Origin of the sequence: Geovibrio ferrireducens (assembly GCF_026226615.1) — a bacterium.
Classification (GTDB): Bacteria; Chrysiogenota; Deferribacteres; order Deferribacterales; family Geovibrionaceae; genus Geovibrio; species Geovibrio ferrireducens.
Genome location: NZ_JAJAPB010000009.1, coordinates 43,642 through 59,368, shown reverse-complemented (window position 1 = coordinate 59,368; position 15,727 = coordinate 43,642). Strand labels below are relative to the sequence as shown.

Genomic DNA, 15,727 nt, shown 5'->3' with positions numbered 1-15,727 from the left:
AAATGCCGGAATACGTATCTAAAATCACAGATGCTGAATGAGATTCTTCGGTTTTGCACGGCGCGGTTCCATGCGCCCGGCTGAAAAATAAAGAATCCGTTAACAGAATAAGGTAATAAAATGAAACTGGTAATCGACGGCAACTATATAGCATACAGGGCTTTTTACGCCACACGCCCCCTGACGAACAGCAAGGGATTCCCCACAGCGGTAATCCACGGTTTTTTTCAGTTCCTCATATCAATGAGGGAGAAGCTGAACCCCGAAGAGATCTACGTTGTGTTTGACTCCAAGGAGAAAACCAAGCGCCATGAAATGCATGAGGCATACAAGGCCACCCGTGAGTCCATGCCGGAGGATATGATCCCCCAGCTTGAAGCCCTCAAGGAAATGATACCCCTGATGGGAATACCTGTCCTGTGCATTGACGGTTATGAGGCGGACGACACCATAAACACCCTCGCCCTCACCCTTGAAGGCGAAGTTTACATAGCCACGAAAGACAAAGACCTCCACCAGCTTGTCAACGGTAAGGTGAAGATACTTGACCTCTCAGCAAACACCCCCATGGGAGCCGCCGAGGTGACGGAAAAGTTCGGCCTGCCGCCTGAAAAAATCCTCGATATGCTCGCTCTCAGCGGGGACGCATCGGACAATATTCCCGGTGTGGCCGGAGTCGGGGAGAAAACCGCCCAGAAACTTCTGGCGGAGTTCGGAACTCTGGAAGGGGTCTATGAAAACATAGACAAAGTTAAGGGCAAGCTGAAAGAAAAGCTTGAAACGGATAAGGAAAAAGCGTTTTTCAGCCGTGAGCTCGCCACACTGCAGTTCATAGATAATCTGGATTACTCCGCTCCGGAGAAGGATGAGCCCGCCCTTGAGGAAAAGCTCCGTGAGCTTGAAATGAGCTCGGTTCTCCGCAGACTTTTCGGTGACGGTTCCGCAAGACCGAACATGCCTCAGCCCCCTGCTCCCGAAACAAAGCCTGTCAGCAGTGATTTCACAGTGATCGCCAGCATAAACGGCGAGATATGGATTCAGAGCGGAAATCAGGAGCCGGAGCAGAAAAACCCCGAAGCAGTGCCGCAGGGTGCTGTGCTGTATGATCTCAAGCACATTTATAAGGAAACGGGACTCAAGCCTGAAAATCCGCAGGATATAATGCTGATAAGCTGGATGAATGAGCCTGATCAGGGCGGTCTGCGCCTTATGAAGGATGAGCAGGCGGAAGATTTCATAAGCAGAATCAGACAGTCCGCGGCGGATGAGACAGAAAATCTGGAAAAGAACGGCCTGAAAAAACTCTATGAGGAGATGGAGATAGAAACCTGCTATGTCCTCGCCGAGATGGAGAAAAAGGGTGTGAAGCTTGATCCCGAACGCATACGTGAAGTTGCCAAAATCCTTGAGACGGAGCTTATCCAGCTTCAGAACTCGCTTATCAGCGCAGTAGGGCATGACATAAATCTCAACTCCCCAAAACAGCTTTCCTCATTTCTGTATGATGAGCTTGGAATAAAAGCGGTGAAAAAAACAAAGACAGGCTTCTCCACATCCGAAGAAGCCCTGCGTGATCTCATGGTCTACAACCCTGAGCATCAGGAAGTGATACTTAACATACTGCGCCACAGGGAGCTGAGCAAGCTGCTCTCCACATACACATACACGCTGATAAACTTCATAGATCCGCGCACAAAGCGCATACACACCGAGTTCAAACAGACGGGAACCGCAACAGGCAGGCTCTCATCCACTGCGCCGAACATGCAGAACATACCCCAGAAGGGGGAGTTCGCAAAAGCTATCCGCTCCGCATTTGTGCCTGAGGAAGGCTATGTTTTCGTCTCCTTTGACTACTCGCAGATAGAACTCCGCATCCTCGCCCACCTCACGGGGGATGCAGCTCTTGTGGACGCATATTCCAGAGGGCTCGACATCCACACCCAGACAGCTTCAAAGGTGTTTGACGTGCCGGAGGACAAGGTGGACGGAAACATGCGCCGCATGGCAAAGGCCGTTAACTTCGGCATAATATACGGGCTCTCCGCCTACGGCCTCTCAAGGGACACAGGCGTAAACCCCAAGGACGCACAGATCTTCATAGACAAATACTTCGCCACATACAGCGGCGTGAAGAAGTTCATAGCTGAAACCATTGAGGAAGCGAAAAAAAACGGCTTTGCAAAAACAATTTTCGGCCGAAAAAGATTTATAGCGGACATAAAAAGCAGAAACAGGACCATAGCCATGAAGGGGGAGCGTGTGGCTGTAAACACCCAGATGCAGGGCTCCGCCGCGGACATAATCAAGGTGGCTATGCTCAACTGCGATAAATATATCAGGGAAAACGGACTGGATGCTCACCTTATACTCCAGCTTCATGATGAGCTTGTGTTCGAGGTGCGGGAAAGCATAGCAGAAAGCTTCGCGCCGGAAGTGAAGAGAATCATGGAGAGCGCCGCCTCTCTGCGTGTTCCGCTTTCAGTTAACGGTTCCATAGGCAAAAATCTTGGGGAGCTTAAATAGAATGGGAAGACTCGACACGGTTATCAAAGAGAACAGGGATCTCAAAGACGAACTTGAAAAACTCATCACCCTTGTGAGGGAGAATGAGGCCAAACACGGCGGATTCAGGATTGTGGAATATGCCTTTCTCCTGTCAAACTCTCTGGCGGAGATCACCGAAAAGCCGCTTTCGTATCTTGCGGAAATTTTTGACATTGACCGCGCTGTGCTGTTCCTCAACTCTGACGCTCTGGACTTTGAGCGCAAAACGGACAACCTGGCGGATAAAATATTCTTCCACCCGGAGAAGGTTTTCAAATACTTCTTTCTGGACAAACGCCCCTACTCCGGCAAAGACACGATGAATATCATAAGCGAGTTCAGGGTGGAGGAGGAGATAGGCTCATACCTCATAGCACCCATAACGGAAAACGGGCGGATAATAGCTGCCCTCGCCCTTTTCAGCAGAGAACCGGAAAGGTTTGACGACGCCGGGTCGATGGACTTTGTGAAGGAGCTTTCATTTGTTGTCATGGTTGCCCTGAAAAAGCTCCACAACACAGAAATCATCTACAGACAGGCAAGGACTGACTTCCTCACCGGAGCATATAATAAAATGGCCATGGCCGAGCTTATAAACGCACAGATAAACAGACACCAGAGATACGGCAAGGGCTTTTACTTCATCATGGCGGATATTGACAATTTCAAAGCCGTGAACGATAAGGAAGGGCATCTGGTGGGCGACAGCCTCCTTGTGGAACTGTGCAGGGGATTCAGGGAGAAACTCCGCGCCAGCGATATTCTGGGACGCTTCGGCGGGGATGAGTTTTTCATAATAATCCCCGAAGATGACAAAATTGATATAAAAGCGGTCTGCACGAAACTGACCGGTGTGGCCTCAGAGGTTTTTGAGAAAGCAGGCTATGCGGGAACCGCCGGAATAAGCGGCGGGGTAGTGGCGGTTCCGAAGGATTTCCCCGAAGGCGCTGAAAGTGTGGGCATAGTTAAACTTGCCGACTCAAGGCTTTATGAAAGCAAGAAGAGCGGCAAAAACAGATTTACGGGAATGGAATCATGATAATAAAAAGAAATGACGAAAAACTGAAAAGAATACTGGGCAGAGGCGAATCCTTTGATGAGCAGTACCTTGACACTGTTCTCGGCATTATAAACAGGATCAGGAAGGAAGGGGATGCGGCACTTTTAGAACTGACAAAAAAGTTTGACCGCTTCGAAGGCAGCAGCATAGAGATAACCCGCAAAGAGATGGAGAAGGCGTACAAAGCCCTCGACCCCAAGCTGAAAAAGGCTCTGGAAAAAGCGCGGGACAACATAGTCTCCTTCCACGAAAAGCAGCTTGAAAAAACATGGATATACGAAAAAAGCGAAGGAACCTTCCTCGGACAGAAGATCACCCCCCTTGAAAAAGTCGGCGTATATGTTCCCGGCGGAAAGGCGGTTTACCCGTCCAGTGTGCTGATGAACACACTGCCCGCAAAAGTTGCCGGAGTCGGTGAAATAATAATGACCACACCCGCAACAGGGGGTGAAGTTAACCCCGTTGTACTGGCTGCGGCGTATATCGCAGGGGTCGACAGAGGCTTCAAAGTCGGCGGGGCTCAGGCTGTTGCGGCTCTGGCTTACGGAACAGCAACCGTGCCGAAGGTGGATAAAATAGTCGGCCCCGGCAATATTTACGTGGCGCTGGCGAAAAAGCTTGTCTTCGGTCAGGTGGATATAGACATGATCGCGGGCCCCAGCGAGATACTTATCATAGCCGATAAGTCCGCCAAGGCGAAATACATCGCAGCAGACATGCTCTCTCAGGCGGAGCATGACGAACTGGCAAGCTCCGTTGCGGTGACGGATAATAAAAAACTGGCTGAAAAAATAGAAGAGGAGCTCAGAAAACAGCTTGAGGAACTCCCCAAAAAAGAGATAGCCAAGAAATCCATCGACTCATACGGCGCGGTAATCCTCGTGAAGGATATGGACGAGGCATGCGAGGTGGCGAACGAAATTGCCCCCGAACACCTTGAGCTTTACGTTGAAAACCCTATGGAGATGATGCTGAAAATAAAAAACGCCGGAGCAATCTTCCTCGGCGAAAACACGCCCGAACCAGTGGGCGACTATATAGCCGGGCCCAACCACGTCCTGCCCACAGGTGGGACAGCCCGCTTCTTCTCACCGCTGGGTGTTTATGATTTCATAAAACGCTCAAGCATACTCTACTACTCCAAAAAGCAGCTTGCTGAAGACATGGAGGACATTATCACCCTTGCGGAACACGAAGAGCTCATAGCGCACCGCAACTCCGCCGCTGTGAGGAAAAAGAAGAAGTAAGACAAGCTTACACGCATGAAGCCTGCCGTTTCGGCAGGTTTAATGGCAGGGGTAAATTATTTGATGCGGTAGCTTGTACGGCTGCTTTTTTTCAGAAACAGCCTAAGCACAGGGAAATAAACAGCGGGAACGGCGAGGGTGAAAACAGCGGTAACCAGTTCGGAAAACCCCGCAGAACTTACGGCAACGGCGGCAGACAGCATAAGCACCACGGGAGCTATATATACCAGCCCTACGGAGCGGTAAAACTCACTTCGGGATATTTCAACTGTCACCTCATCCCCCTTGTTCAGCTCGCGGGGACTGTTCAGGCGGACAAACAGGGAACCGCTTTCCGTCATGCCGCATGCACCCTTCTCTTTGCAGTCTCCGCAGGTTCCGCTTCTGGTTATCTCAATAAGCACACCGCTGCCTGAGTCCGCTTCGGCTACAATTCCCTTGTGTGATATGCTGCGTCCGCTCATCATTCATCCTCACCGGGAAGGGAGGTAAAGCGTTCACGCATATGTTTTTTCCATTTATGGTATGTGGGTCTGTTAAGGATGATATGCAGAAGGCAGATGTTGAAAAACAGGAAGAAGTACCTAATATCCCCTGACATTATATATATTATTATACCGAAAAAGGCCGAAAACTCACCGACGGCAAGGTTTATCAGCGTGGAAAAATACAGCCTTTTCAGGAGGCCGTCACCGGTCTCGGCTTTTTTTACTGCGTGTTTTTCGATCTCTCTTGCCAAAGGGAAGGAAATAACGGAAAGAGCTATGAAAACAAAACCGGTCTGCTTTACAGTTTCCGGTGAGATATACAGAAAAACATTCCACTGAAAATATTCCGCCAGCCCCGCAAAAAACAGGTAAATAAAAACTCCGGGGAACATCGCTTTGGTTATCATCATTGCTTTGTGAAAAAATTCACTCTCGTCTATTCTGCCCATCTGTACTCCGTGTCTATGACTTACGAGTTTAGTCCCCGCGGCATAAGCTGTCAAGGGAGTTGAATTATTACGCTTTTCTGTGCTAAATTCAGCGAGAGAAAGGAGGAGATCACCGCATATGGCAATAGGTATTTCAGGACTGCGGGGCAGACTGGTTCTTCTGGTTCTGTTCGCGGTGATTCCGGCTCTCGGCGTTCTGCTGTTTACGGCGTTCTCGGAGATCCGCTATGAAATGGACAGAGCGCTCAAGGATGCACACCGCTTCGCTAAATACGCTGCGGAGCATAACAACAGCGCAATGAACGGAACCAAGCATCTCCTTCTGGGGCTTTCGCGCATTCCTCAGATAAGGGACATGGACGCTCCTGCCTGTGAAAAGATATTTACCGACCTCATAGATATTTATCCATCATATGAGAACCTTCTCCTCGTTGACAGAAACGGCTCCATAATCTGCTCCGGCAGACCCCTGACCATAACACGCATCCCCACAAACACCGAATGGTTCACAAAATCTGTCGTGGACGGCTCGTTCTATTTCGGTTCATACAGGCTCGGCCTCGTTACCGGAGCTACGGAGTTCAGCCTTTCTTACCCTGTGGAGGCTGAGGGCTCGGTGAAGGGAGTGCTTTCCGCCACATTCAATCTTTCATGGTTCCGCTCCATTGCTGCGGGCTCCCAGCTTCCGGAGGGGACAACACTCACCGTTCTGGACAGTTCGGGAAAAATAATGGCAATGTACCCTGACGCCGGCGACTGGATAGGGCGCAGTGTCGGCCGTTCCAAGGCTGTGGAAATGATGCAGAGCAGCAATGACGGCATGTTCCGCGCTGTCGGGCTGGACGGGGAAAAACGCCTCTTCGGCTTCACCACCATGACCGGACAGGGAACAAACCTCCGCCTTATGGTGGGCATACCGGAAAAACTCGCCATGGAGCCCGTAAAAAAGGTATTCTTCTATATAGGTGTGTGGATTGTTTTCAGCACAATAGTCCTTATAACCGCTTGGGTGGCGGGCAGTCTTTTTGCCCTGAATAAAATAAACCGTCTGGCTAACGTAACCAAGGAGCTCAGCGCTGGTGATCTCACTGTCCGCACAGGAATAAGATACGGCAGAGGGGAACTCGGACAGCTCGCAAAGGCCTTTGACTCCATGGCCGAAGCCTTACAGGAAAGGGACAGGGAGCTTGCGGAGAGAACATCGGAGCTTGAACGCTCAAACGAGGAGCTTGAGCAGTTCGCCTACATAGCGAGCCACGATCTTCAGGAACCCTTAAGAATGATCTCAAGTTATACCCAGCTTCTGGCGAAAAGATATAAAGACAAACTGGATGAGGACGCAACCGAGTTTATTAACTACGCAGTGGACGGTGCAAACCGCATGCAGGTGCTTATAAACGACCTGCTCAGCTACTCCCGTGTGGGTACGAAAGGCGATGAGTTCAGCCATGTGGATTTAAACGGCGTGCTTGAAGCTGTGAAAGCTAACCTCAAAGGGGTCATAGAAGAATCCGGAGCCGTGATAAAATACAGCAAGCTCCCCACTGTCAGGGCGGATAAGTCCCAGATGACACAGCTTTTCCAGAACCTGATCGGAAACGCCATAAAATTCCGCAGAGAAGGGGTTAAGGCTGAAATTGAAATAAGTGCCAAAAAGGAAGGCAATCTCTTCAGGTTTGTGGTAAAAGATAACGGTATAGGAATAGATAAAAAATATCTGGACAGAATCTTTGTAATATTCCAGAGGCTTCATACTAAGGAAGAATTTCCCGGAACAGGAATAGGCCTTGCGATATGCAAAAAAATAGTGGAGCGCCACGGCGGTGAAATATCTGTGGAATCTGCCGAGGGCAAAGGCTCCGACTTCATCTTCACCCTTCAGGGTAAGGGGCGTGAGTAATGGGCAGAGAAAAGAATGTTCCGTTTGAAGTGCTCCTTGTCGAAGACAATGCGGGCGACGCGCGCCTTCTGAAAGAGGCTTTCAGGGAGATAGAAACCCCCTGCAACATAAATGTGGTTAAAGACGGGGTGGATGCCCTGCGTTTTCTCTACAGGCAGGACGAATTTTTCAGCTCGCCCCGGCCTGACCTTATCCTCCTTGATCTGAACCTGCCCCGCAAAGACGGCAGGGAGGTTCTGGCGGAAGTGAAGCAGAACGAAAGTGTGAAACGTATTCCGGTTATAGTGCTTTCTACCTCCTCATCCGATACGGATGTACAGACAGCATACGGACTGCATGCCAACTCGTATATAAAAAAACCGGTCGATCTGGACGAGTTTGAGAATGTTGTCAAAACAATAGAACAGTTCTGGCTGAGGCTCGCGTTCCTGCCGGAAGGGTGATTTATGAACAAAGAGATGCATTTGAATGTTCTGATAGTGGAGGATAATCCGGGCGATGCCCGCCTTATTGAGATAATGCTTCACGACAGTGCCCAGTTTGATTTCCGCTGTAAAAAGGCGGACAGGCTTTCTGCTGCCCTTGATGCCATGAACGCTGTTCATTTTGATGTGATTCTCCTTGATCTTGCCCTGCCGGACAGTTTCGGGCTGGAAAGCTTTCTAAAAGCCCGCGAAGCCACACCTAAAACCCCGATTGTGGTTCTCACCGGAAACGATGATGAAACCATTGCCCTTTCTGCCGTCCGTGAGGGCGCGCAGGACTACATAGTCAAGGGACAGTTTGACGAAAAGCAGCTTGTTCGGGCTATAAATTATGCCATTGAGCGCCAGAAAACAGTTCTGCACCTCCATAAAATGTCTTTCAAGGATGAGCTCACCGGACTGAACAACAGACGCGGCTTCATGATTAAAGCTGACGAACTGCTTAAAATAAGCAGACGCGGAACAGGCGTATTCACCATATATTTCATAGACCTTGACGGTATGAAGCACATAAACGACAGCCTCGGACACTCCGAGGGCGATAAGGCTCTGATGGATATGGCAGATATTATGCGCAAATCTTTCAGGGAATCAGACGTTACAGCGCGCCTCGGCGGGGACGAATTCGCGGCGGCGGTGGTTCTGGAAGCAACCGAGGATGCCCCGGTGGTAAAAGAACGGCTCCAGGAGCGGATGAGCAGACTCAACGCCTCCGAGATACGCTCTTATATCCTTGCAGCCAGCATAGGCTGGGCTTTCTGCGATGACAGATGCTCAGGGCTGGAAGCGCTGCTGAACATGGCGGACGAAGTTATGTACGCTGAGAAAAAGAAAAGGAAAAGCGCCGGAGTCTGAAAAAAAGAAACCCCGCCTTTTTCAAGCGGGGCTAATGTGTTATCTTGATATTGCGGCGGCCATCACCACGTAACCTGGTATGTCCACCTCATTTTCCTCTGTGTCTTCTATGTATTCAATGTCAAAAAGATCATCCAGATTAAGAAACTCATCCTTTTCACGGCTGAGACCTATTTCGTAACCTTCGTGAACATTTTCCACAAACCAGTCGAAGGAGAGCGTGTCATCAAAAAGGAAGTCAAGCTTTTCGGCGATGAGCTTCACCCCGCCGTTTTCCACTACATAAGGGTTCTCAGTAATGCCTACTATGCGCATAGATTCGCTGCGTTCTTCTATATGCACGGCGAGCTTGCCGATTACTGCTTCAACCTTTAACTTTTCCTGCTCCTGCAGGGCAATTTCCAAGCGTTTCATAATCGCACCCTCCAGTATTATTATACCATACCTATCGGCTTCGTCAGCAGCGTTCAGGAGAAATATTTATTCATCCTCTGAAAATCTGCATTCATAAGGTCTGGTGAAATCAGGCTTTATGATATTTTTGATGTTTTTGTCCCATGCACCAAAAATCCAAAATCCTAATCTTTGTGTTTTCAGGTTCTGATATGTGCTGTTTAAAAGATGTGGCGGAGATAGATAAAATTCAAGTGAAATCAGAAAAGTTTTATTATTAGCAAACTAAGGAGGGGAACGATATTTCTGTCCGGTTCCCCTGTTCTCTGCTGTAGTCTGGAGATTGGTTCAAGCTTCGGGGTTCATTATGACGCTGCTTTCAATGATAACCCCAAGTATTGAGATGCTTATCAATAAATCCCCCTCAGTTTCCCTTTAATAAAAGGGGAAACTGTTGTTAAAACTAAATCCCCCGTATGGGAGTTTACCGCGAGCGTGTACATTAAGCCTTGAACTCCCAAGGATGGGAGTTCGCCGTGCGGAGCGAAGGGCGGTTCAACCGCCCGCGAGCGTGTGTCCAAAATTTCCAAGGATGGCAAATTTTGGATGTAAAGACACGATGTTCGGTTTGATGTTATCAGGTCAGAAATTTACCACAGCCGTTCTGCCGCCCTGATATTTTGCAGTGACTATTTTGCCGGAATCAGCATTTTTAACTTTTATTATATTGCCGGAAAAGGCGTTTTCCTGAAGTATTCCTCTGGCTTCCAGATGGATGCCGCTCCCCTTGTACACAAGTCTGACTGCTGCGCCTTCGGGCAGATCGGGCTGTTCGGAGACAAATTCGCCTGTGAGGGGAACACCTGCGCCTATATTGCGTGTGGCGATCAGCCCTTCAACACTTGCCACCGGTTCGCCTCTCAGTCTTGAAAGCTCCACCTTCTCCGTTTTCACATAGTTTGCCACGTTGTCCCCTTTCCTGATTCTGTCTGTGGTGACAAATACTTCCATGTAACCCTTCACATACACAGTGAAGCCGATTTCTTTGAATCCGTTGTTCAGCCTGCCGTACATTCCGCCTATTCTGGGGTTTGAGATGTCTACGCTGAATTTCCCGTTCTCAGCAGTGTAAATATCACTCTGTATGCGGATTTTATCTATCTGAAGATCCGCATGGGGATATATCTGCGAGAGTTTTTCGTATATCTTCGCCTCAATCTCCGGCTGCTCTATCTTTTTCCCTTTACGGTTAAAGTAGGCCTCGCCGGGAGCGGCTTTGATGTTGTATTTGTTTATGATATGAGTGGCAAGCTGTGTGCTGAGCTTCCTTGTTTCACCGTAGTCAAGGCCGCAGAAAACCTGATCCTTTATCCCTATGTTCGGAAACACATCCTCAACAGTTACACATTCCTTCTCTATGGTGATAACATTCGCCGCATGAGCGGAAAAAGATGCCGCCGCCATAAATACTGCTAAGAGGGTGAGAGTCACAATTTTCCTGATTTTCATATCATACTCCGCTTACTAACGTTTAAGGTTGTTGACTACCTGGAGCATATCATCTCCGGTCTGAACCGCTTTTGAGTTTATTTCATATGCCCTCTGTCCGGTGATCATCGCCACCATCTCTTCCACAAGGCTCACGTTGCTCATTTCCAGAATGTTCTGAGCGAGAACGCCGAAACCGTCCTCACCGGGCACGCCCACCTGCGGATCACCGCTGGAGCCTGTTACCAGGTAAAGGTTTTTTCCCATCGCATGGAGTCCGGAGGGGTTTATGAAGCGGGCAAGCTCAATGGCTCCTATCTCAGTCGGCTCTTCATCCCCCGGAAGAACAACGCTCACTGTACCGTCTTCCGCAAATGATATTTCTGTGGAATCCTCAGGTACAACAATCGCAGGTTCCAGAAGATAGCCGTTGGGGGTGGTGATGTTGCCGTTCCCGTCTATCTGGAAGGCTCCGGAACGGGTGTAGGCTATGTTTCCGTCGGGCAGGGCTATCTGAAAATACCCGTCCCCTTCTATAGCCACATCCATGTTGTTCCCGGTGTACTGGAACGAACCCTGTGAGTGTATTTTCTGTATGGCGGTAACTTTTGTACCAAGACCTATTTCTATACCCGTGGGGTGTTCAAGCCCTGCTGCTGTTATTGCTCCGGCGCGCCTGACCTCCTGATACATAAGGTCGTCAAACAGCACTCTGGATTTCTTGAAACCCACGTTGTTAACGTTTGAAAGGTTGTTGGCGATTGTGTCCACATTTGTCTGCTGAGCAGTCATGCCTGTGGCGGCTGTCCAGAGAGTCCGCATCATGTTATATGCTCCTTACACCGATTTGCCGACGGTGTTGATTGCTGTTCCGTTTATTGAATCTATGCTCTGTATTACTTTCTGGTAGGTCTCAAAACCGCGCATGGCATCGATCATCCGTACCATCTCCATCACGGCGTTGACATTACTCCCTTCTATGTACCCTGCTGTAACTCCGGGGTTTTCCGCCTGTGTGGGTATGGCGTCCACAGCGGCGTAAAGGTTATGACCTACTTTCTGGAGGTTGTCAGTACTCTCGAAATAGGCTATGCCAAGCTGATCCATAGCCGCGCCGTCCACAAGGATTGTGCCTGTTTCGCTCACAGTATAGTTCTGAGGCAGCACTATGGGCTGAGGGTTGTCATCATCTATATTGGAGAGCACGGGGTAGCCCTCCGCTGTTACGAGCTCATTGTTTTCGTTCACGGTGAAGGAACCGTCGCGGGTGTAGCGTATGCCGTACGGAGTGTCCACAGTGAAAAAGGTGTTCGGGTTTGTCAGGGCGAAGTCAAGCTTGTTGCCTGTTTCCCGCAGGTAGCCGATGGAGAAATCTGTCTTGTTCTCAGACATCTTCACAGTGGAGTTCATAGCCTTGTTGTAGTCTGTTGTGCGTATGAAGTTCTGGGGAAACTCTTTTTCCGTGGGGAAGTATTCCGTGAATACAGGCACGTCCTTTTTATAGCCCGTGGTATTTACATTGGCTAAGTTGTTGGCGATGTTCTCCACCCGCCTGCTCTGCATCATAAGGCCGCTGGTGGCGACATAAAGTCCGTTCAGCATGTGCTATTCCCCCTCTGAGGATGTATCGTTATCAAGACTTTTGAGGTATTCATCAAATTCCTTCTGCCACTGGGCTTCTTTTTTTGCGGTGTCTCTTTTTTCTTCAAGTCCGCGTATTTCCTGCTGCTCTGCATCCGCTTCTTTCTGCGCTTTTTTTGCTTCGGCGCGCTCCTCCATGCGTTTTTCAAACTTTTCCATCTTGGTTACGGGAATGCCGTAGGCTCTTGGAAGAGCAACTGCGAACATCTGTCCCATCGCCTTCATGGAAAGGGTGCTGGAGGGGATGGCGTTTTTTGTCGGGTAATACCAGAAGTTTATATCTGCTTTGCTTTCAAGGGTGATCACGCTGGAGAAAACAGGTATATCACTTTTTGTCATTATGCTCAGCACAACTGTGCTGGAGTTTTTGTCATAGCTTCTCTGTACACCTTCGTTAATGCGGGAAACGATTATGTAGTCCGCCTGCTGAATCTTGTCAGTGACTCTGCCCAGTTTGGAAAGCTGAAAATAGTTCCGCATCATCCTTCCGGTTTCTTCATCGTAATATGTCTTTCCTTCCCTTGTGATTCTGGCGGGGAGGATGTAGTATGTCTTTCCTATGGGCAGAGTTTCATAGGCCTGCGCGTAGAATGTCGTGACCTTTTCCTTTGTTTTGTCAAAAATAAGGGAGGATATGTTCGAATTTGCCTCAAGGCTTAAAAGAACAAACAGAACGCCTGAATCCAGACGGGTTGTGAGTTCTATGACCTCTGTCAGCGTATCGTCTATGCTTGAGGCCAGCTTGCCGGGGTTTGTCAGTTTTGACGAACATCCGGTAAATAAGGCGAGTGCAAGCAGCAGGGGAAATATTTTCTTCATCCTGTCCTCCGTTACTGAGTTATAATCAAGAAACATGCCAATATCCTGTTAATGAGGTGATTTATGCTCGAATTCACTATAGACCGCAAGAAATGCCGCAGGTGTTCACTCTGCATGGAGGACTGTCCTGTGGGGGTTATAGAGAAGGACGGTGAAGGTTTTCCCCTCATCGCGGAGGAGAAAGAGGAGGTCTGTATCCGGTGTCAGCACTGTCTGGCTATCTGTCCTGATGCTGCTCTTTCGATCCTCGGCAAAAAACCGGAGGACAGCATGCCCGCTTCTGATATGCCAACAGCAAGGCAGACAGAGGCACTTATCCGCAACAGACGCTCCGTAAGGCATTTCAAAAAGAATGATGTGGAGTTTGAGACGATCCGCTCGCTGCTCTGTGTTACGGCGAACTGCCCCACAGGAGAGAACAGGCGGGAGCTCACTTTCACCATAATAGACAACCGCGCTGATATGGAAAAATTTGTCGATAAGGCATACGCTCTTCTTGAGAAGAGGGTCGAGGAAGGCACTCTGCCGGATGAATTCAGGTTTTATGCAACTCTTCTCCGGAGGTACAAAAGCGGGAGGGATATTATTTTCCGCGGTGCACCGCACCTTATAGTGGCTTCCGCGCCCAAAGGGGAGGGAACCCCCGCAGCAGACTGCTACATCGCACTCAGCTATTTTGAACTTTATGCCTACAGCCTCAAGGTGGGCACTGTCTGGCTGGGGTTTCTTGCATTTATGTTTGAGTTTATGCCGGAGATAAAGGATGTTCTTGGGATTCCGTCCGGGCACGAAGCGCCCTACGCACTTCTTTTCGGCAAGGCGAAGTACAAATATCCCAGAGGCGTTCAGAGGGACGATTTCAGGATAAATAGACCGGAATTCTGAGGCAGGAATGGCTGTCTCTGTCTTTTATTTATACGGAACATTCTCCTCATAGTGCCTGAGAAATTCATTGATAAGATGCTTGTCCACATCGGAAATTTTGGTGAACTGGAACGCAACGAAGCGCTTCTTTGCGCTGAGTTCGTCCTTGTTCGCCTCAATACGCCAGACGACAGCGTGAGCATGGACAACATCCTTCACGCCGTGATTGGGGAACTGTATTTTCGCTTCGTAATCGTCATATATTTCAAATGATATGCCAGTGTTGGAGAGAAACCCGCCTATACTGACATCGACAAGCTCCACAAGGGTATATTCCCCGTCCTTCTTCAAATAAAGCTTGAGAGGCACACCACTGTACCGTTTGTGTCTGCGGCGTTCCTGTTTCTTTTTGTACATGGTTAATCCCCGGATAAAAATTGTGTAATAATAAATATGACATCTAAAGGATAAACTTTCCAGAACAATCGTGCGTGGGATGGAAAATTATTAGAAAGGCAGGGAATACAAAGATTCACTGCTGATTATAAGCCAACAGTGAGCCATTTATAAAATAAGTTAAGCACAGTTAACGCCGATTGCGTTGGTTGGGCAGACTTCTTCACATGCTTCGCAGCAAATGCACAATATAACATTAGGTGCGCTATTCACTTTGCCATAAGACCGCCTTTACTCTTTAATAAAAGTATTATCGTTACTGTTAAAGAAAAGTTGTTTAGCAGTAGTTTGTGAATCTTTTCTTTTCATGGTTACTATGTATTTCCCGAAATCGAAAGAAACATCTCCGAATGAGAGTATGAGATTGTCAGGAAGCTCACCTGTTGATTTAGCGATAAAGTTGGCCCCTGCTTTTTCAAAAATTCTGTTTCCATCTTTGAACACGCTAATATTCATGTCCGGCATAGCACTGTAAGACAGTCCGTCATAGAATATGAAAAACCCTTTGCCGGTTTTTATCGGGTGATTTGCTGCTTTGCTGTTGTGCTTTTCAAAATGTATTGTGAGATTATCCTCGATAAAGGTAAGTATATCGTTTGTGCTGTCGTAAGTGGCCCGACCGCCGGGCATAAGCTGAACGTCAGGGCAATCGCCGGATTTACATTCTGACTTTTTCGCAGCATCAACAGAGGGAGCTTCTGCGGAATAAACAGACGGAGCCATGCCCAGCACAGCAAACATCCCTGCCGCTGCTGTGAACCTTAAAAGAGTTCGTCTTGTGGACTTTACATCCTGTTTCATATTGCGGCTCCTTTAGACAATTTGGAATGGTTCAAAGATGACATGCTAATTGCATTTGTGCAACATTCTTATGATATGCAAAGTCAGGAAGGTTTTCAGCACAATCAAAACCCTGCGGGGAAAACTCGCACTGGGCTTTGATATTATGGCGGTACAGGGGATTGAATTTAAGTCAAATTTAGTTAAACAAGAAATCAATAATATTTATTTGTTTTCAAAAACATTGACTTATAA

General features: G+C 48.5%; 16 protein-coding genes. 7 read left to right on the top strand and 9 right to left on the bottom strand.

Annotated elements, in window-relative coordinates; genetic code table 11:
- Positions 1–120: 120 nt before the first annotated feature.
- The 3 genes from OSQ85_RS10235 to hisD are packed head-to-tail and all read left to right on the top strand — an operon-like array spanning position 121 to position 4,854.
- Positions 121–2,526 carry a DNA polymerase I gene (locus OSQ85_RS10235; RefSeq protein WP_265822881.1) on the top strand — a complete coding sequence of 802 codons (2,406 nt, stop codon included), beginning with the start codon at positions 121–123 and terminating at the stop codon, positions 2,524–2,526.
- Position 2,527: 1 nt separating this feature from the next.
- Positions 2,528–3,586 (top strand): sensor domain-containing diguanylate cyclase, encoded by a 1,059-nt coding sequence (locus tag OSQ85_RS10230; RefSeq protein WP_265822879.1) that lies wholly within the window; start codon positions 2,528–2,530, stop codon positions 3,584–3,586.
- Entirely contained in the window at positions 3,583–4,854 is a 1,272-nt protein-coding gene (hisD, locus tag OSQ85_RS10225; protein ID WP_265822877.1) for a histidinol dehydrogenase, read from the top strand. The genes OSQ85_RS10230 and hisD overlap by 4 nt, the downstream gene beginning before the upstream one ends.
- Before the next feature lie 56 nt (positions 4,855–4,910).
- Here hisD and OSQ85_RS10220 read toward each other — a convergent pair whose 3' ends face one another.
- The gene (locus OSQ85_RS10220) at positions 4,911–5,321 is read right to left on the bottom strand and encodes a SoxR reducing system RseC family protein (RefSeq protein ID WP_265822875.1); all 411 of its coding nucleotides are present in this window, start codon (positions 5,319–5,321) and stop codon (positions 4,911–4,913) included.
- A complete protein-coding gene (locus tag OSQ85_RS10215; RefSeq protein WP_265822874.1) occupies positions 5,318–5,791 on the bottom strand; it encodes a hypothetical protein in 474 nt (157 codons plus the stop codon). The genes OSQ85_RS10220 and OSQ85_RS10215 overlap by 4 nt, the downstream gene beginning before the upstream one ends.
- A gap of 118 nt (positions 5,792–5,909) precedes the next feature.
- Between OSQ85_RS10215 and OSQ85_RS10210 the strand changes: the two genes are divergently transcribed.
- The 3 genes from OSQ85_RS10210 to OSQ85_RS10200 are packed head-to-tail and all read left to right on the top strand — an operon-like array spanning position 5,910 to position 9,031.
- The gene (locus OSQ85_RS10210; RefSeq protein WP_265822873.1) at positions 5,910–7,691 is read left to right on the top strand and encodes an ATP-binding protein; all 1,782 of its coding nucleotides are present in this window, start codon (positions 5,910–5,912) and stop codon (positions 7,689–7,691) included.
- On the top strand, positions 7,691–8,134 hold the full coding sequence (locus tag OSQ85_RS10205; RefSeq protein ID WP_265822872.1) for a response regulator: 444 nt from the start codon (positions 7,691–7,693) through the stop codon (positions 8,132–8,134). The genes OSQ85_RS10210 and OSQ85_RS10205 overlap by 1 nt, the downstream gene beginning before the upstream one ends.
- A 3-nt stretch (positions 8,135–8,137) precedes the next feature.
- On the top strand, positions 8,138–9,031 hold the full coding sequence (locus OSQ85_RS10200) for a GGDEF domain-containing response regulator (RefSeq protein ID WP_265822871.1): 894 nt from the start codon (positions 8,138–8,140) through the stop codon (positions 9,029–9,031).
- Between the two features lie 39 nt (positions 9,032–9,070).
- On the opposite strand, the gene OSQ85_RS10195 is transcribed toward OSQ85_RS10200, so the two are convergent.
- The 5 genes from OSQ85_RS10195 to OSQ85_RS10175 all read right to left on the bottom strand — a co-directional run bounded on the left by OSQ85_RS10195 (position 9,071) and on the right by OSQ85_RS10175 (position 13,372).
- The gene (locus tag OSQ85_RS10195) at positions 9,071–9,445 is read right to left on the bottom strand and encodes a hypothetical protein (RefSeq protein ID WP_265822869.1); all 375 of its coding nucleotides are present in this window, start codon (positions 9,443–9,445) and stop codon (positions 9,071–9,073) included.
- 621 nt (positions 9,446–10,066) lie between these two features.
- On the bottom strand, positions 10,067–10,933 hold the full coding sequence (flgA, locus tag OSQ85_RS10190; protein ID WP_265822868.1) for a flagellar basal body P-ring formation chaperone FlgA: 867 nt from the start codon (positions 10,931–10,933) through the stop codon (positions 10,067–10,069).
- A gap of 15 nt (positions 10,934–10,948) precedes the next feature.
- Positions 10,949–11,737, bottom strand: a complete 789-nt coding sequence (gene flgG, locus OSQ85_RS10185) for a flagellar basal-body rod protein FlgG (RefSeq protein ID WP_265822867.1) — start codon at positions 11,735–11,737, stop codon at positions 10,949–10,951.
- A 12-nt stretch (positions 11,738–11,749) separates the two neighbouring features.
- Positions 11,750–12,514 (bottom strand): flagellar basal-body rod protein FlgF, encoded by a 765-nt coding sequence (gene flgF / locus OSQ85_RS10180; RefSeq protein WP_265822865.1) that lies wholly within the window; start codon positions 12,512–12,514, stop codon positions 11,750–11,752.
- A 3-nt stretch (positions 12,515–12,517) separates the two neighbouring features.
- Positions 12,518–13,372: a hypothetical protein gene (locus tag OSQ85_RS10175; protein ID WP_265822863.1), complete on the bottom strand. Its 855-nt coding sequence runs from the start codon at positions 13,370–13,372 to the stop codon at positions 12,518–12,520.
- A 63-nt stretch (positions 13,373–13,435) separates the two neighbouring features.
- Here OSQ85_RS10175 and OSQ85_RS10170 point away from each other — a divergent pair, with 63 nt between their 5' ends.
- Positions 13,436–14,257, top strand: a complete 822-nt coding sequence (locus tag OSQ85_RS10170) for a nitroreductase family protein (RefSeq protein WP_265822861.1) — start codon at positions 13,436–13,438, stop codon at positions 14,255–14,257.
- A 24-nt stretch (positions 14,258–14,281) separates the two neighbouring features.
- Here the strand turns inward: OSQ85_RS10170 and OSQ85_RS10165 are convergent, their stop codons facing one another.
- Positions 14,282–14,653 carry a PilZ domain-containing protein gene (locus OSQ85_RS10165; protein ID WP_265822860.1) on the bottom strand — a complete coding sequence of 124 codons (372 nt, stop codon included), beginning with the start codon at positions 14,651–14,653 and terminating at the stop codon, positions 14,282–14,284.
- 270 nt (positions 14,654–14,923) lie between these two features.
- Entirely contained in the window at positions 14,924–15,493 is a 570-nt protein-coding gene (locus OSQ85_RS10160) for a hypothetical protein (protein ID WP_265822859.1), read from the bottom strand.
- Positions 15,494–15,727 lie beyond the last annotated feature (234 nt).

Bases quoted from the DNA above. Each gene is read 5' to 3' on its own strand.
- OSQ85_RS10220 (WP_265822875.1), bottom strand. From the start codon at position 5,321: ATGATGAGCGGACGCAGCATATCACACAAGGGAATTGTAGCCGAAGCG.
- OSQ85_RS10215 (WP_265822874.1), bottom strand. From the start codon at position 5,791: ATGGGCAGAATAGACGAGAGTGAATTTTTTCACAAAGCAATGATGATA.
- OSQ85_RS10175 (WP_265822863.1), bottom strand. From the start codon at position 13,372: ATGAAGAAAATATTTCCCCTGCTGCTTGCACTCGCCTTATTTACCGGA.
- OSQ85_RS10210 (WP_265822873.1), top strand. From the start codon at position 5,910: ATGGCAATAGGTATTTCAGGACTGCGGGGCAGACTGGTTCTTCTGGTT.
- OSQ85_RS10165 (WP_265822860.1), bottom strand. From the start codon at position 14,653: ATGTACAAAAAGAAACAGGAACGCCGCAGACACAAACGGTACAGTGGT.
- OSQ85_RS10235 (WP_265822881.1), top strand. From the start codon at position 121: ATGAAACTGGTAATCGACGGCAACTATATAGCATACAGGGCTTTTTAC.
- flgA (WP_265822868.1), bottom strand. From the start codon at position 10,933: ATGAAAATCAGGAAAATTGTGACTCTCACCCTCTTAGCAGTATTTATG.
- OSQ85_RS10170 (WP_265822861.1), top strand. From the start codon at position 13,436: ATGCTCGAATTCACTATAGACCGCAAGAAATGCCGCAGGTGTTCACTC.
- flgG (WP_265822867.1), bottom strand. From the start codon at position 11,737: ATGATGCGGACTCTCTGGACAGCCGCCACAGGCATGACTGCTCAGCAG.
- OSQ85_RS10230 (WP_265822879.1), top strand. From the start codon at position 2,528: ATGGGAAGACTCGACACGGTTATCAAAGAGAACAGGGATCTCAAAGAC.
- OSQ85_RS10200 (WP_265822871.1), top strand. From the start codon at position 8,138: ATGAACAAAGAGATGCATTTGAATGTTCTGATAGTGGAGGATAATCCG.
- OSQ85_RS10205 (WP_265822872.1), top strand. From the start codon at position 7,691: ATGGGCAGAGAAAAGAATGTTCCGTTTGAAGTGCTCCTTGTCGAAGAC.
- OSQ85_RS10160 (WP_265822859.1), bottom strand. From the start codon at position 15,493: ATGAAACAGGATGTAAAGTCCACAAGACGAACTCTTTTAAGGTTCACA.
- OSQ85_RS10195 (WP_265822869.1), bottom strand. From the start codon at position 9,445: ATGAAACGCTTGGAAATTGCCCTGCAGGAGCAGGAAAAGTTAAAGGTT.
- flgF (WP_265822865.1), bottom strand. From the start codon at position 12,514: ATGCTGAACGGACTTTATGTCGCCACCAGCGGCCTTATGATGCAGAGC.
- hisD (WP_265822877.1), top strand. From the start codon at position 3,583: ATGATAATAAAAAGAAATGACGAAAAACTGAAAAGAATACTGGGCAGA.